This is a genomic window from Bacillus sp. YP1 (assembly GCF_000877815.1).
GTDB lineage: Bacteria > Bacillota > Bacilli > Bacillales > Bacillaceae > Bacillus > Bacillus subtilis.
In genome coordinates this window covers 805,732-819,966 of record NZ_CP010014.1, presented here as the reverse complement: position 1 = coordinate 819,966, position 14,235 = coordinate 805,732, and the positions used below count along the sequence as shown (strand labels likewise).

Annotated in this window: 19 protein-coding genes and 1 pseudogene; 11 read left to right on the top strand and 9 right to left on the bottom strand. The window is 43.6% G+C overall.

What is annotated here, in order from left to right; translation table 11 throughout:
- Window positions 1-26 precede the first annotated feature (26 nt).
- From QF06_RS03975 to sndC, 3 genes and pseudogenes are all read left to right on the top strand, one after another.
- Window positions 27-345: pseudogene (locus tag QF06_RS03975) on the top strand (hypothetical protein).
- Window positions 346-410: 65 nt separating this feature from the next.
- Window positions 411-1,802, top strand: coding sequence for a hypothetical protein (locus tag QF06_RS03970; protein WP_080332595.1), 1,392 nt, complete (start codon window positions 411-413; stop codon window positions 1,800-1,802).
- Window positions 1,803-1,873: 71 nt separating this feature from the next.
- Window positions 1,874-3,064, top strand: a complete 1,191-nt coding sequence (gene sndC, locus QF06_RS03965; RefSeq protein WP_015715606.1) for an N-acetyl amino acid acetylase SndC — start codon at window positions 1,874-1,876, stop codon at window positions 3,062-3,064.
- Between the two features lie 17 nt (window positions 3,065-3,081).
- On the opposite strand, the gene QF06_RS03960 is transcribed toward sndC, so the two are convergent.
- The 3 genes from QF06_RS03960 to ecsA are packed head-to-tail and all read right to left on the bottom strand — an operon-like array spanning window position 3,082 to window position 5,774.
- On the bottom strand, window positions 3,082-3,792 hold the full coding sequence (locus QF06_RS03960) for an EcsC family protein (RefSeq protein WP_015715605.1): 711 nt from the start codon (window positions 3,790-3,792) through the stop codon (window positions 3,082-3,084).
- Window positions 3,793-3,811: 19 nt separating this feature from the next.
- On the bottom strand, window positions 3,812-5,038 hold the full coding sequence (ecsB, locus tag QF06_RS03955) for an ABC transporter permease EcsB (RefSeq protein ID WP_017695369.1): 1,227 nt from the start codon (window positions 5,036-5,038) through the stop codon (window positions 3,812-3,814).
- Window positions 5,031-5,774 carry an ABC transporter ATP-binding protein EcsA gene (gene ecsA / locus QF06_RS03950; RefSeq protein ID WP_003233230.1) on the bottom strand — a complete coding sequence of 248 codons (744 nt, stop codon included), beginning with the start codon at window positions 5,772-5,774 and terminating at the stop codon, window positions 5,031-5,033. Before ecsA ends, ecsB begins: the two co-directional genes overlap by 8 nt.
- 486 nt (window positions 5,775-6,260) lie before the next feature.
- On the opposite strand from ecsA, the gene QF06_RS03945 reads away from it, so the two are divergent.
- The 3 genes from QF06_RS03945 to trpP all read left to right on the top strand — a co-directional run bounded on the left by QF06_RS03945 (window position 6,261) and on the right by trpP (window position 8,567).
- A complete protein-coding gene (locus QF06_RS03945; RefSeq protein WP_003233231.1) occupies window positions 6,261-6,698 on the top strand; it encodes an HIT family protein in 438 nt (145 codons plus the stop codon).
- A gap of 146 nt (window positions 6,699-6,844) precedes the next feature.
- Window positions 6,845-7,924 (top strand): 3-phosphoserine/phosphohydroxythreonine transaminase, encoded by a 1,080-nt coding sequence (gene serC, locus QF06_RS03940; protein ID WP_041851021.1) that lies wholly within the window; start codon window positions 6,845-6,847, stop codon window positions 7,922-7,924.
- Window positions 7,925-8,048: 124 nt separating this feature from the next.
- Entirely contained in the window at window positions 8,049-8,567 is a 519-nt protein-coding gene (gene trpP / locus QF06_RS03935) for a tryptophan transporter TrpP (protein WP_003233236.1), read from the top strand.
- A gap of 73 nt (window positions 8,568-8,640) precedes the next feature.
- On the opposite strand, the gene QF06_RS03930 is transcribed toward trpP, so the two are convergent.
- Window positions 8,641-8,832, bottom strand: coding sequence for a membrane protein YhzF (locus QF06_RS03930; RefSeq protein WP_014476318.1), 192 nt, complete (start codon window positions 8,830-8,832; stop codon window positions 8,641-8,643).
- A gap of 128 nt (window positions 8,833-8,960) precedes the next feature.
- Between QF06_RS03930 and QF06_RS03925 the strand changes: the two genes are divergently transcribed.
- A complete protein-coding gene (locus tag QF06_RS03925) occupies window positions 8,961-9,317 on the top strand; it encodes a YtxH domain-containing protein (RefSeq protein ID WP_003245875.1) in 357 nt (118 codons plus the stop codon).
- A 177-nt stretch (window positions 9,318-9,494) separates the two neighbouring features.
- On the top strand, window positions 9,495-10,106 hold the full coding sequence (locus tag QF06_RS03920) for an HTH-type transcriptional regulator Hpr (RefSeq protein ID WP_003239501.1): 612 nt from the start codon (window positions 9,495-9,497) through the stop codon (window positions 10,104-10,106).
- Here the strand turns inward: QF06_RS03920 and QF06_RS03915 are convergent.
- Entirely contained in the window at window positions 10,103-10,444 is a 342-nt protein-coding gene (locus QF06_RS03915; RefSeq protein WP_009966921.1) for a YhaI family protein, read from the bottom strand. The genes QF06_RS03920 and QF06_RS03915 overlap by 4 nt on opposite strands.
- A 207-nt stretch (window positions 10,445-10,651) precedes the next feature.
- On the opposite strand from QF06_RS03915, the gene QF06_RS03910 reads away from it, so the two are divergent.
- Complete coding sequence (locus QF06_RS03910; protein ID WP_003245590.1) at window positions 10,652-11,170, top strand: DUF3267 domain-containing protein; 519 nt, start codon at window positions 10,652-10,654, stop codon at window positions 11,168-11,170.
- 107 nt (window positions 11,171-11,277) lie between these two features.
- Window positions 11,278-11,460 carry a hypothetical protein gene (locus tag QF06_RS20955; RefSeq protein WP_024571667.1) on the top strand — a complete coding sequence of 61 codons (183 nt, stop codon included), beginning with the start codon at window positions 11,278-11,280 and terminating at the stop codon, window positions 11,458-11,460.
- A gap of 52 nt (window positions 11,461-11,512) precedes the next feature.
- Here QF06_RS20955 and yhzE2 read toward each other — a convergent pair whose 3' ends face one another.
- On the bottom strand, window positions 11,513-11,599 hold the full coding sequence (gene yhzE2 / locus QF06_RS03905; RefSeq protein WP_003155248.1) for a sporulation protein YhzE2: 87 nt from the start codon (window positions 11,597-11,599) through the stop codon (window positions 11,513-11,515).
- Window positions 11,600-11,723: 124 nt separating this feature from the next.
- Window positions 11,724-11,810 carry a sporulation protein YhzE1 gene (gene yhzE1, locus QF06_RS20950; RefSeq protein WP_003327753.1) on the bottom strand — a complete coding sequence of 29 codons (87 nt, stop codon included), beginning with the start codon at window positions 11,808-11,810 and terminating at the stop codon, window positions 11,724-11,726.
- A gap of 159 nt (window positions 11,811-11,969) precedes the next feature.
- Between yhzE1 and prsA the strand changes: the two genes are divergently transcribed.
- Window positions 11,970-12,845 carry a peptidylprolyl isomerase PrsA gene (gene prsA, locus QF06_RS03895; RefSeq protein WP_040083568.1) on the top strand — a complete coding sequence of 292 codons (876 nt, stop codon included), beginning with the start codon at window positions 11,970-11,972 and terminating at the stop codon, window positions 12,843-12,845.
- 40 nt (window positions 12,846-12,885) lie between these two features.
- Here the strand turns inward: prsA and yhaL are convergent, their stop codons facing one another.
- Together yhaL and yhaM are read right to left on the bottom strand one after the other, a co-directional pair.
- Entirely contained in the window at window positions 12,886-13,098 is a 213-nt protein-coding gene (yhaL, locus tag QF06_RS03890) for a sporulation protein YhaL (protein WP_003233252.1), read from the bottom strand.
- Window positions 13,099-13,222: 124 nt separating this feature from the next.
- A complete protein-coding gene (gene yhaM / locus QF06_RS03885) occupies window positions 13,223-14,167 on the bottom strand; it encodes a 3'-5' exoribonuclease YhaM (protein WP_003245698.1) in 945 nt (314 codons plus the stop codon).
- Window positions 14,168-14,235: the final 68 nt, after the last annotated feature.

Sequence of the window (14,235 nt, the reverse complement as noted above, 5' to 3'; positions counted from 1 at the left end):
GCTTATTTTATTGGGAGGAAAGCAAAATGAAGCATACTTGCCCAGTCTGCGGGTTTAAGGGATTGGCTGAACCGCCATATGATCATGAAGGCAATCATTCTCATGAAATCTGCCCGTGCTGCGGTTTTCAGTTCGGATTTGATGATTACGAAATGCAGCACGAGGATGATTCATATTTAGAGCCATCGGAAAGCATCATCGCCTATAGAAAAAACTGGCTTGCTGAAGGGTGCGTCATTTTTTTCTCCTGAATGCTTCCCAAAACATCTGCAAAAAGCGAATAGAGTATTAAGGCATCATCTGATTGAGCAGCTGAAACAGATCAATGTTCATCTTCCATCATAACCCTCCCCTCTGTCCCGGCACCTTCCGCCCGCCTATGAATAATCTGTAAGCGGAAGGAGTGATCGATGATGGAAGTCGGGATTTTGTCTGTCCATGTTCTGTATGTGTTTTTTATCGGAGCAATTATCCTATTTATGCTGCTGAGAAAAGACACGACATTTATTTCTCTATTCGGCATTTTTATCATATCGCTATGGGCCAGCCATTCACTTTCAGCTTCTGTCAGCAGTTTATTCCACAGCTTTATCTATGCGGCCGGCGAACTGCTGCCCACGATTTTCATCATTTGCTTTATCGTTTCGATGAGTGATTTGTTAACAAAAACAGGGATAAATGAAGCGATGATTTCTCCCTTTGCAAGCCTTGTGAGAGGGCCTGTGACTGCCTATTGGCTGATTGGAGGCCTGATGTTCGCCATTTCTCTCTTCTTCTGGCCTTCTCCAGGTGTCGCTTTGATCGGCGCCGTCCTGCTCCCCGCAGCCGCACGTGCCGGTTTGACGCCTCTTGCCGCGGCCATGGCCATGAACTTATTCGGACACGGTTTTGCCCTCTCAGGAGACTTTGTCATTCAGGCGGCGCCAAAGCTGACTGCAGATGCAGCAGGCATTCCAGTCGGTGATGTCGTCTCGGCCAGCATTCCGCTTGTGCTGATTATGGGTGTGACAACAACAACCGCTGCCTTTATCATGATTCAGCGCGAACGCAAAAAGCAGAAGCATCCCGCTTCTTTTTCCCCCGTTCTTTCCGGCGAACAAGACAACTCGCTGTACTTGCCAAAACGCCTGCGGTCCATACTGGCTTTTTTGATTCCGCTTGCCTTTCTTGCAGATATCGCCTGCATGCTCTTGTTTAACCTACAAGGAAATGATGCCACCGCGTTAATTGGCGGGTCTGCAATTTGTATCCTCTTTACCGTTCATTTTTTCGTGTATAAGCATAAAGGGCTTGAAAAAATCACCGGCTATTTTATTGACGGATTTAAGTTCGGTTTTAAGGTTTTCGGCCCCGTCATCCCGATTGCCGCTTTCTTTTATCTTGGCGACTCAGGCTATGAGAGCATACTGGGCACTTCACTCCCTAAAGGTTCCCACGGCATTGTCAACGATCTTGGCATTGCTTTATCCCATATGATGCCTATGTCAAAGGAGCTTGCCGCCGCTGCATTAACTGCCGCTGGAGCCATAACAGGCCTTGACGGCTCAGGATTTTCTGGCATTTCTCTCGCCGGCTCCATCGCAAAGCTCTTTTCGTCCGCTCTCCATGCCGATCCCGCCGTTCTGACCGCGCTCGGACAAATCTCTGCCATCTGGGTGGGCGGAGGAACACTGGTCCCATGGGCGTTGATTCCCGCGGCGGCCATTTGCAAAGTTGATCCTTTTGAGCTTGCCAGAAAAAACTTCATTCCCGTCGCGATTGGCCTTTTGGTGACAACCCTCGCAGCTGTGATGATGCTTTAAAACAGCACGAGTTGAAATATTCAGACTTTTTCTATACAATCATGGAAAACATAGAAAAGGGGGAAGCGGCTTTGTCCATATCCACACTGCAGAAAGAGATAAACAAACAGCTCGACAGCTGTTTTGAAGAAATGGTTGAGATCAGGCGCCATTTTCATATGTATCCTGAGCTTTCATTTCAAGAAGAAAAAACCGCCGCATTTATTGCTTCCTATTATGAATCGTTAGGAGTCCCAATCCGCACAAACGTTGGCGGCAGAGGGGTTTTAGCATATATAGAAGGAAGCGAACCCGGCCCTACAGTCGCTTTGAGGGCCGACTTTGACGCTCTCCCCATTCAAGATGAAAAAGATGTCCCTTACGCCTCCAAAGTGCCTGGTGTCATGCATGCATGCGGCCACGACGGCCACACCGCAGCTCTTCTCGCAGTGGCCAAGGTCCTTCACCAAAACAGACATGAACTGAAGGGAACATTTGTGATGATCCACCAGCATGCAGAAGAATATTATCCGGGAGGCGCAAAGCCAATGATCGATGACGGCTGTCTAGAAAACACGGATGTGATATTCGGCACTCATCTTTGGGCAACTGAGCCGCTCGGAACTATTCTCTGCCGCCCCGGCGCCGTAATGGCGGCGGCAGACCGATTTACGATTAAAGTCTTCGGAAAGGGCGGCCACGGCGCTCATCCGCATGATACTAAAGACGCCGTCCTGATCGGTTCGCAAATCGTTTCCTCTTTGCAGCACATTGTCAGCCGCAAAGTCAATCCGATTCAATCCGCCGTCATTTCGACAGGCTCCTTCATCGCCGACAATCCGTTTAATGTCATCGCAGACCAAGCAGTACTCATCGGCACAGCGCGTTCTTTTGATGAAAATGTCCGGGACATTCTGGAGAAAGAAATTGAAGCGGTTGTAAAAGGAATATGCAGCATGCACGGCGCGTCCTATGAGTACACCTATGAACAGGGTTATCCGGCGGTTGTGAACCATCCTGCCGAAACGAGCCACTTGGTGAGCACCGCAAAGAATACCGAGGGCGTTCAGCAGGTCATTGACGGTGAACCGCAAATGGGCGGCGAGGATTTTGCTTATTACTTACAAAACGTGAAAGGCACTTTTTTCTTTACAGGTGCCGCTCCCGAACAGCCAGATCGAGTTTATTCCCACCACCATCCGAAATTTGATATCAACGAAAAAGCCATGCTGACAGCGGCCAAGGTCCTTGCCGGCGCTGCGATCACCTATCATCAGCTATAAAAAAACAGCCGGAGTGTTTATTCTCCGGCTGTTTCCTTTAATATCCTCAGATGAAAAACATGTCTTGCCGTTTCTCCAAGCTGAGCAAGCAGCTTATAATTGGCAATTCCGCCGACTGCCGCTCCTACGCCCGGCAAAAGCTGAAAAAGCTTCACGACGTCGATATAATCGCGATATTCCTGCTGGAACACTCTCCAGTCGATGCTCTTTTTCTCCGTCTCCCAATTTTCGATGACAGAAAAAAGCGATTTACGGCCATCATCACTCGAAAACGCAAGCTGAAACACGAGCAGCAAAAACATTCTTTCTTGTGCATCCTTGACATCAAAGCCGTAAATGGAAGACAAGGTAAATAAACACTTCATCTTAATTGAAAGCAGCAGCGGAAAATCAGCAATGCCTAAAAAAATGCCGCCCGCTCCGGTTCCGACTCCCTCAGCAGCCGCCACCTTCTGATAAGAAATAATCGTTTTTTTCGCCAATTCGTTTTTTTCACTGAGCGACAGTGCACTTGTATCCTTTTTATAAGTGATGATATTGGAGCCGGCCATTGTCGCTTCTACCATTTTTCTTACACTATCGGTGACGACCGTATGGATTTTTTCAGGAATCCGTTCATTCACCTTCGTCTGGACACGCTTCGAAAAGCGTTCAAACATGGAATCCTTTCGCAAAAAATGCATTTTCCATTCCAAAGCTTCCTGCATCAGCAGCTGATTATCTGTCATTTGATTACCTCTTTTCAGTTCACAGCTTTCCGTGCTTTTTCAGCCTGGTTGTCATATAAGCAGGCAAAACAACAAAAATCAGAACGGCAGAACCGATTAGCGCGTACAGAAAACCGGTCAAGCCGGCTGCATAGGCAGATGCAACAGACATCAGCAGCGCTTGAATACTAAGTGCAGTTTTTAATAGAGAGAAATAGCTTTTCAGCTTTGTTTCTTTTTTCACAGGGTACAGCTCTTGAAGCGCCAGATGGTCAAAGTGGCCGAAGAGCGGCAGAAGCTGAATGCCCGTAATGAAAATGGCAAACACAGTCAAAACCGCTGCAATCAGCGGGCTAGCTGAGACATACATAATGATCAGCGCGAAAACGATCGTTAATCTGACAAGAATGCCCAAATAATCACTCGAACGCAAAAAGGCGCGGGTGAACATATAGGCAAATGTTTTGCGCTGTTCAAACGGCACAAGCCGCAGCAAAAAGTCGAGATAAGCTCTTCGTTTGGCTTGCTTTCGCAAATGCGGCACATCAGTAAACAGGTTGGCAATCCGATAGAAACGCTGCTTTCGTCTCAATTCGGACTCAATATGGCTTTCCCATTTAAATGTTTTCCGTTTTGCTGCGGAAGACATATACAGATAAAGAACAGCCATAATGACATAGACGAGAAGCGCATACATATAAACAGATTGGAAAACAAAATAAAGAACGAGTGTATTCGCCGCAAAGCGAATGATGACGTCCATCCGTTTCATGCTGCGGTCGTTTTGGAAAGTCGTGCGCCATTCCATTACCTGATTCCACGCTTTCAGCAGCAACAGTTGGACAAAGACCGCGGCATACGATACGAGCGAAGCCCCCGGTGTGACTGCGAAATAAAGCGGCATCGCAACGATGCTCAGCGCAATAAGCGGAAACAGCTGAGACACATAGCTGTAGACAAACGCCTGCTTCAAGTAAGGCTCCATTTTTGCTTCAAGAGGCAATAAGAAAACAAGGTCAGCCTCCTTCAAAAGCGTTCGCACATAAGAGCTTGTCAACACGAGCGAAAACAGCACGGCCATCACCCAAAAGGACGGAAAGTGAGCGGGAATGTCCCGTATCCATTTGCTGTACCAGCTTGCAGCGCCCGCTAGAAAAAAAATCAAAACAATGACGAGGTGATCATTGAGCATATATTTCATGTATGTTCTTGTTTCTTTGATATGCTCCTGCAGCCGCGACTGCCAAATATCAAGCATATTATTCATGGCCAGCGTCTTCCTTTGTAAGCTCAAGATACAAATCGTCCAGCGCCGCGTCCTTCATTCCAAACTGCTCTCTGAGCTCTGACAGCGTGCCGCGCGCCCGCACCTCGCCGTTATGTAAAATAATAAACGAATCGCAATAGCGTTCTGCCGTTGCCAAAATGTGCGTTGACATCAGCACGCTCGCCCCGCCCTTTTTCGCTTCATTCATCCGCTCAAGCAGCGCGTTAATGGCAAGCGGATCAAGCCCTAGAAAAGGCTCATCAATAATGTAGAGCGCAGGCTCTGCCAAAAATGCGCACATAATCATAACCTTCTGCTTCATTCCTTTAGAAAAATGGGCCGGGAACCACTTCAGCCTCTTTTCCATTCGGAATTCCTTTAAAAGCGGAGGCAGCCTTTTCTCCATCGTTTCTTTTGACAGTCCATATGCCATGGCTGTTAGTTCAAGATGCTCCATCAGCGTCAATTCTTCGTATAAAACAGGTGTTTCAGGTATATAGGTAAATTGTGAACGGTAGCCTTCCGGATCCTCAGCAAACGTTTTACCGTTTAATTCGATTGAACCTTTATGCGGGTCCATCAGCCCGATGATGTGTCTGATTGTTGTACTTTTACCAGCACCATTCAGCCCGATTAAGCCAACAATTTGATTCGGTTCAAGGGTGAATGATACGTTTTTTAAAACCGGATTCCTTGTATATCCGCCGGTCAAGTCTTTTACCGATAGCAGAGACATAGTTTCTCCCCTTATAGTGTTTTTCTTCATAGTACCAAAAACAAGGCCTGATTTGAAACAATTCCCTTTTAACAAATGATGAATTTGCTGTCATAAAGAGACAGGTTCTGGACATCATAATAGTTGTAGAGGAAAAGCATATCAACTGAAAAATGAGGTGTTTGTCAAAGACGTCTTAGAAACAGTTGGATAGAAAATAAACATGTCCAATGCTCAAACCATTTCTCTTCACTGAATTGATGAATTCTTCATGTATGAAGCAAATTGTCAAATGAGGTGTTTATCGCAGGAATCGTTAGGCATTAAACAAGTCTTCATTTTATTGACAAATGAGGTGCTTACCAAAGGCATAACACATTTTCTTCATATAAGCTCTTCCTCTGCATTCAGGGTGAACGCTCGCCGTTCATCCTGTTTTCTATTTTCTGCATTTCTGTGGTACGATGAATGTATACATACTAAACAATTTCATAAGGAGGAACCCTCATGCATTGTGCAGAGAATTGTATCTTTTGTAAAATTATTGCCGGCGACATTCCATCCGCGAAGGTGTATGAAGATGAACATGTACTTGCCTTTCTTGATATCAGCCAAGTGACAAAAGGCCATACGCTTGTCATTCCGAAAACACATATTGAGAATGTATATGAATTTACAGATGAATTAGCAAAACAATATTTCCATGCTGTTCCAAAAATCGCCCGCGCTATCCGGGATGAATTTGAACCGATCGGCTTAAATACGCTGAACAATAACGGCGAAAAAGCTGGACAATCTGTGTTCCACTACCATATGCATATTATCCCTCGCTACGGAAAAGGAGATGGATTCGGAGCGGTTTGGAAAACGCATGCTGATGATTATAAACCGGAGGATCTGCAGAACATCTCTTCCTCTATCGCAAAACGCCTGGCCTCATCATAAGATGAGGTTATTTTATTTTGTGAACATTTCGCAAACATCCGTCAATTTCTTTTGATAATTCTAATTTTTTATCAAAAAACTGAATTTTTGTGATAGGATAATTGTATTATTTTATACATTAACGTGGAAAACAGGGAGAGATCATAATGGAACGTACAACGAATTTTAACGCAGGTCCTGCAGCGCTGCCACTGGAAGTTCTGCAAAAAGCACAGAAAGAATTTATTGATTTTAACGAATCCGGCATGTCTGTTATGGAGCTTTCCCACCGCAGCAAAGAGTATGAAGCGGTGCACCAAAAAGCGAAAACCCTCTTAATCGAACTGATGGGCATTCCGGAAGATTACGATATCTTGTTTCTTCAAGGCGGGGCAAGCCTTCAATTCTCAATGCTTCCGATGAACTTTTTAACACCTGAAAAAACCGCACATTTTGTCATGACAGGCGCTTGGTCTGAAAAAGCACTGGCAGAAACGAAATTGTTCGGGAACACGTCTATCACCGCTACTAGTGAAACAGACAATTACAGCTATATTCCAGAGGTTGACCTTACGGATGTAAAAGACGGCGCATATTTACATATCACATCCAACAATACAATTTTCGGCACTCAGTGGCAGGAGTTTCCGAATTCTCCAATTCCACTCGTAGCCGACATGTCCAGCGATATTTTAAGCAGAAAAATCGATTTGTCTAAATTTGACGTGATCTACGGAGGCGCCCAAAAGAACCTCGGCCCTTCCGGCGTGACTGTAGTCATCATGAAAAAAAACTGGCTGAAAAATGAAAATGCGAACGTCCCAAAAATCCTGAAATATTCCACGCATGTCAAAGCGGATTCACTCTACAACACTCCGCCGACATTTGCGATTTATATGCTGAGCCTTGTTCTGGAATGGCTCAAGGAAAACGGCGGTGTGGAAGCTGTTGAACAGCGCAATGAACAAAAAGCGCAGGTTCTCTACAGCTGTATTGATGAAAGCAACGGCTTCTATAAAGGACATGCCAGAAAGGACAGCCGCTCACGCATGAATGTCACCTTCACGCTTCGGGATGACGAATTAACGAAAACATTCGTTCAGAAAGCAAAAGATGCGAAGATGATCGGCCTTGGCGGACACCGTTCGGTGGGAGGCTGCCGCGCTTCTATTTATAACGCGGTCTCTCTCGAAGACTGTGAAAAATTAGCTGCGTTCATGAAGAAATTCCAGCAGAAAAATGAGTAAAAAGTCTGGCTATGCAAACCGTCCGTTTGGTATACTGTTTGCATAACACATTCTGTAAAGCCTTCGCAATAAATGATGAGCATATTATTGGAGGGCAAAAAGCTTAGCAGAGGAGAGCATAGTTATGAAAACAAAAGAGTTAGTCATTATGGCTCTGTTTGCCGCAATCGGCGCAGCGCTTCATTCCATTATTCCGCCCTTTTTAGGCGGCATGAAACCAGATATGATGCTGATCATGATGTTCATGGGCATTCTGCTGTTCCCGCGGGTGCAAAATGTACTCGTCATCGGGATCGTGACCGGAATCATTTCCGCGCTTACAACCGCGTTTCCAGCTGGACAGATCCCTAACATCATTGATAAACCGGTATCAGCGTTTCTGTTCTTCTCCCTGTTTCTTTTGTTCAGAAAGAGCCGAAAAACAGGTGCAGCCGCTGTGCTGACAGTGATCGGGACCATCTTATCAGGAATTGTGTTTCTATCGTCAGCTTTATTGATCGTCGGTTTGCCGGGCGGTTTCGCCGCATTGTTCGCGGCTGTTGTTCTGCCGGCCGCTGTGCTGAATACAATCTCAATGATCATTATTTATCCGATTGTGCAAACCATTTTAAGACGTTCAAGCTTTATGGAAGCTGCTAAATAATTGTCACACAAAACCTCTTCCGCTTCCGGGAGAGGTTTTTTTGAACAGAGCGTCCGCAGCATGTCAGCATGTTTTAAGCGAGGAGTTTTGTGAAAAAGATAAGACATAGTGTAAAGGCGGTTCCGGTTGAACAAACAAGCGCTTTCTGCCGGATGACTTTCTTGGGCGGATAAGAAGCAGCCTGGCTGAGAAGTCTGATATAGTAAACAGCGCCTGAAGCGAAGGCAAGGGTGATGCAGGATAACACAATCAAAAAGACAGACAACCTTCTCCCTCCTTTTCACTTAAAAAATATGCTAAAATAAAGCAAGCTATGTATAGAAGTTCAGGCTTTCAACAAAAATGAAAAATGCTGAATGAATCCTATTTGAAGAAAAAGACGGGGTGATTGTAATGGCGAGCGGACGTTCTCTATTAACAGGACTATTCGTAGGCGGCATCATCGGAGGAGCAGCGGTTCTTCTTACTGCACCTTCCTCAGGAAAGCAGCTGCGTGAAAAAATGAAAACCAATTATGATTCTTTTGAAGAAACAATCAAACGCTTAAAGTCAGACGGGCTTGCTTTAAAAGACCAGCTGATCAAAGCGGCAAAAGAAAGCACGGATGTTATTAAAGACGTGGGCGGCGAGCTCCAAACGTCAATTAAAAAATGGCAGGAAGAGATCAAGCCCCACCAGCAGGATCTGCAAAAAGAAATTGCTGATATCGAAGAGAAAATCAGACAGCTGGAGAAAACCTTACAAAACTAATATCCTATTCAAAAGAAAAAAATGCGGGCCAAAATTGGACCCGTATTTTTTTTGGCCGAAAAACCCTTCCGCCGCAATGGTTTGTGAATTTATTAAAAAATTCTTACATTTTCATCTTTATTAATCTTTATTTTATTGGCATAATAGAGAAAAAGAAAAAGAGAAGCAGGTGACGTAATGAATCGAGTGGAACCGCCCTATGATGTGAAAGAAGCTCTGGTCTTCACCCAGAAAATGGCTCAGCTTAGCAAGGCTCTTTGGAAATCAATCGAGAAGGATTGGCAGCAATGGCTCAAACCGTATGACCTGAATATTAATGAGCATCATATTTTATGGATTGCGTATCAATTGAATGGAGCTTCCATTTCTGAAATCGCGAAGTTCGGGGTCATGCACGTATCAACCGCATTCAACTTTTCAAAAAAGCTGGAAGAACGGGGATATTTAAGGTTCTCCAAACGGCTGAATGATAAACGGAACACATATGTCCAATTGACTGAGGAAGGTACCGAGGTATTCTGGAGCTTGCTTGAGGAATTTGATCCGACACGCAACGCTGTTTTTAAAGGGTCACAGCCTTTGTATCATTTATTCGGAAAATTTCCTGAAGTGGCAGAAATGATGTGTATGATACGCCATATCTACGGCGATGATTTTATGGAAATTTTCGAAACGTCACTCACCAATATTGACAATGACTTTGAAAGCGTAAACGGAAAATTGAAGAAAAAAGCAAAGGACAGTGCGGCGGATGAACCGGCTGAAGAGCTCGAACCTGTAAACAGTTAATCAAAATGCTTCATGATGTCGATAAAGACTTCCATCAGCTCTTGATAAAGCCCCTGCTCATACAGGGCAAAAATCGTTTCATGAACATCTAATTTTTCATTCAGCTGTCCGGCAAAAAGCGCAAGGAGCTTATCAAAGGTTACAAATCCTTGCGCTTTTTGTGTTGCCAGCTCTTCCGACAATTCATCGCATATCCTCATAACCGCTTCCCCTTCTTCCTTGCTCAGCCCTTTGTCAATGAGAAGCGCATAGAAGGGGTACCTGTCCATATCTACTGTTTTCACTAATAATTGTATGTAATATTCTAATCGCTCAATGCGATGATCCATCGAATCCATCCACACCACTTCTTTCTATCTTTAATCTTATTTTAGCTGATAATTCACTGAGAAGAAAGTTCTAACCCCATATTTCGCAGTTTGTTTGCTTGTTTCAAAAAAATACCTGCCGGATGATATTTTTTCTTAAAAAAGCATTGATTTTTTCTCTTGGGAGGAGTAAATTATTTTGAGATTCTATTCAAGATGTATGGAAGGATGACTTTGATGAATTGCTGGAAGACCATAAATCTCATGAAGGATTATGGCGCCGTTCGCATAATATTAACTGCTGTATGTTTTATGATTTTGGTTTTTATATCTACCTTTTTAGCTTTTGAGCTGCTGCGGCCTGGCACAAGCTTAAGCGATGAATATGTATCTTTATTCGGCGGTTTGCTCGTCGTTATTTTATTTGTACATAAAGTCATCCATGTCCTGCCAATCATCTGCAAAAAAAGAAAAATAGAAAAAAAGTTTTACATATTGCGCATGCGCACATGGAAACGTATACCAAAAACAACAATGCTGATTTCACTCGTCAGCCCGTTCTTGCTGATTACACCGGTATTGTTTTACGCAGCACTGGCATTTCCGAATCACGCTCATTATTTTTGCATGATCTCGGGCATTCACGCCGGCTACTGTCTGCCTGATTTCCTGCTGGCTCTCAAGCTGATAAAAGCACCGAAAACCGCTTTTATTGATCAGGAAGCTGACGGCTTGGATATTCTTGTTGAAAAGTAGTCAAACCCTGGTGCTGGTGGCGATTTTTCAATTTGCATTCTATCTTTTTTAATAAATATTTGGTAATGTAATATGGGACAGTTCAGAGAGAGGGGGAATCTCCCATCATTTTATTCTATTTTATCGTGGCTGCCGTGTTTATTTTATATTTCATAAACAGGCTCACCAATACATTATGCCTTGTCAGAGAGATTCCTGAAGAGCGGCAAGATAAGGTATTCCGATTTATTAATGTATCTATATTAATTTTACTGATCTCTTCGTTTGTGGAGATCTCCTTTACAGTGTAAATACGAAAGAAAGCATAGCTGCTGATTAAGCAGCTATGCTTTTTTATGTTGATTAGTACAGCCAAGAAGCGCCGATGATAATCAATAAAATAAATAACACAACCAATAAAGCGAATCCGCCTGCAAATACTTCACCCATCTTAAAAAGCACCTCCTGTAATAAGCTTTATTTACCAATTACATGTTATGCAATTCATGTTTGAAACGATTAGGCGCTAGTGAAAATAAAGGATCGCTTATGTTGCAAGCGATCCTCGGTCTGCTTAGTAGATGTAAGCTGCACCTACGATGATAAGCAAAATGAACAGTACTACGAGCAACGCGAATCCGTTAGAGTATCCTCCGCTCATGTTACATACCTCCTTTTCTTGATCAATATATAAGTATGTCATCAGCAAAAGTTTGACTAGACGAATGCCCTTTATTTAAAATCTTTTTACAGAAAGCCACAATATGTTATGATACGCATAGGTAATTTAATTTGGAATGATTAGGAGTGTTTGAAAACAATGAAGAAAATCGCAATAGCAGCTATCACTGCTACAAGCATCCTCGCTCTCAGTGCATGCAGCAGCGGCGACAAAGAAGTCATCGCAAAAACTGACGCAGGCGATGTCACAAAAGGCGAGCTTTACACAAACATGAAGAAAACAGCTGGCGCAAGCGTACTGACACAGCTAGTGCAAGAAAAAGTATTGGACAAGAAGTATAAAGTTTCGGATAAAGAAATTGACAACAAGCTGAAAGAATACAAAACGCAGCTTGGCGATCAATATACTGCCCTCGAAAAGCAATATGGCAAGGATTACCTAAAAGAACAAGTAAAATATGAATTGCTGACACAAAAAGCGGCTAAAGATAACATCAAAGTAACAGACGCCGATATCAAAGAGTACTGGGAAGGCTTAAAAGGCAAAATCCGTGCAAGCCACATCCTTGTTGCTGATAAAAAGACAGCTGAAGAAGTAGAGAAAAAGCTGAAAAAAGGCGAGAAGTTTGAAGACCTTGCGAAAGAATACTCAACAGACAGCTCTGCTTCAAAAGGCGGGGATCTTGGTTGGTTCGCAAAAGACGGTATGATAGCTGATTTCAGCAAAGTTGCATTCAAATTAAAAACGGGTGAAGTCAGTGATCCTGTCAAAACGCAATACGGCTACCACATCATTAAAAAGACAGAAGAACGCGGCAAATACGATGATATGAAAAAAGAACTGAAATCTGAAGTGCTTGAACAAAAACTAAATGACAGCAATGCCGTTCAGGAAGCTGTTCAAAAAGTCATGAAGAAGGCTGACATCGAAGTAAAAGATAAGGATCTGAAAGACACATTTAATACATCTTCAACAAGCAACAGCACTTCTTCATCTTCAAGCAGTTCCAAATAATAAAAAAGCTGTGCAGGCTCATTGAGCCGCACAGCTTTTTTTATGCGATGGAATGGTTTTGATTTTCTTCTTCATGCTGCTGAGAACTGCGGCGTTCTCGCTCCTTTTCCATCCTCTCCATATAAATCTGCCCTTCTTTTTCAATAAAAGCCTGGTCTACTTTTTCTTCCTCTTTGGCTGCCGCCACAAGTTTATATGCGCTGAAAATGATGCCTACAATACAAAGATACACCCACCATGGAAAAAATAACACGGGCTCCTCCCCCTTTGCATAGATTCTTTATTCTTAACCATATGCGGGAATGAGACGAGTTATGTGCGAGAAAGACGCATCAAAAAGGACTGAGCTGAATATGTCAGCATCAGTCCTTTTTACGTTATTTATGAAATGTCGGTTTATAAAAGGAACGGTTTTCCAGTGCAAATACACGTTCAGTATACTCGCCAGGCTTCACGCGCTCAAGCGCTCTGTCCATCATATTCATTTTTGCATCCAGATTGTCTATATAGTGAAGAATTTCCGCTTCTTTCACCATCGGTGGTTTCGGGCTGCCCCATTCTGCTTTGCCGTGGTGACTCAAAATCAAATGCTGAAGAATTAACACCTCTTCAGAATCGATTTGAAGCTCCTCAGCCGCTTTTGAAAGCTCTGTCACCATGATGGAAATATGGCCAAGCAAATTGCCTTCAACCGTATATGAAGTGGAAACAGGGCCGGACAGCTCCTTCACTTTTCCAAGATCATGCAGGATGACACCGGCGTAAAGCAGATCACGATCAAGAGAAGGATATAAATCTGCTATTGCCTTCGCCAGGTTCAGCATAGAGACAACATGATACGCCAAACCTGAGACAAACTCATGGTGGTTTTTCGTAGCCGCCGGATAATCCATAAACTCAGCTTCGTGTTTTTTAACCAAAAACCTTGTGATTCGCTGGATATTCGGATTTTTCATTTCAAATATATATTGAGTGATGGTATCCATCATTTCATTTTTCGGAATCGGTGCGGTTTCTAAAAAATCATCTATATTGACGTTTTCTTGCTCGCTTACCGGTCTGATATTTCTTAGCTTCAGCTGGGTGCGCCCGCGATAATGATGAACATCGCCGACGACCTTGACAATCGTCTGCGGCGCATAGGTCACTTCATCACTTTGCTTGGCATCCCACAGCTTCGCTTCAATATCGCCTGACTGGTCTTGCAGCATCAGCGTCAAAAACGGTTTTCCATTGCTTGCAATCCCTTTCGTCGAGGATTTAATCAATAGATACTGGTCCACCTGTTCGCCAACCTCATGTAGCATAATCCCTTTAGCCATTCTATTAAAGCTCCCTCCGTATCTTACATAATACCAGTATATCACATACCGATTTTCAGCTATAGAAC

Bases quoted from the DNA above. Each gene is read 5' to 3' on its own strand.
- yhzE2 (WP_003155248.1), bottom strand. From the start codon at position 11,599: ATGGGTGAAGTATTTGCAGGCGGATTCGCTTTATTGGTTGTGTTATTT.
- QF06_RS03910 (WP_003245590.1), top strand. From the start codon at position 10,652: ATGAATTGCTGGAAGACCATAAATCTCATGAAGGATTATGGCGCCGTT.
- yhaM (WP_003245698.1), bottom strand. From the start codon at position 14,167: ATGGCTAAAGGGATTATGCTACATGAGGTTGGCGAACAGGTGGACCAG.
- serC (WP_041851021.1), top strand. From the start codon at position 6,845: ATGGAACGTACAACGAATTTTAACGCAGGTCCTGCAGCGCTGCCACTG.
- prsA (WP_040083568.1), top strand. From the start codon at position 11,970: ATGAAGAAAATCGCAATAGCAGCTATCACTGCTACAAGCATCCTCGCT.
- trpP (WP_003233236.1), top strand. From the start codon at position 8,049: ATGAAAACAAAAGAGTTAGTCATTATGGCTCTGTTTGCCGCAATCGGC.
- yhzE1 (WP_003327753.1), bottom strand. From the start codon at position 11,810: ATGAGCGGAGGATACTCTAACGGATTCGCGTTGCTCGTAGTACTGTTC.
- QF06_RS03925 (WP_003245875.1), top strand. From the start codon at position 8,961: ATGGCGAGCGGACGTTCTCTATTAACAGGACTATTCGTAGGCGGCATC.
- QF06_RS03915 (WP_009966921.1), bottom strand. From the start codon at position 10,444: ATGGATTCGATGGATCATCGCATTGAGCGATTAGAATATTACATACAA.
- ecsA (WP_003233230.1), bottom strand. From the start codon at position 5,774: ATGTCTCTGCTATCGGTAAAAGACTTGACCGGCGGATATACAAGGAAT.
- QF06_RS03970 (WP_080332595.1), top strand. From the start codon at position 411: ATGATGGAAGTCGGGATTTTGTCTGTCCATGTTCTGTATGTGTTTTTT.
- ecsB (WP_017695369.1), bottom strand. From the start codon at position 5,038: ATGAATAATATGCTTGATATTTGGCAGTCGCGGCTGCAGGAGCATATC.
- QF06_RS03945 (WP_003233231.1), top strand. From the start codon at position 6,261: ATGCATTGTGCAGAGAATTGTATCTTTTGTAAAATTATTGCCGGCGAC.
- QF06_RS03960 (WP_015715605.1), bottom strand. From the start codon at position 3,792: ATGACAGATAATCAGCTGCTGATGCAGGAAGCTTTGGAATGGAAAATG.
- QF06_RS03920 (WP_003239501.1), top strand. From the start codon at position 9,495: ATGAATCGAGTGGAACCGCCCTATGATGTGAAAGAAGCTCTGGTCTTC.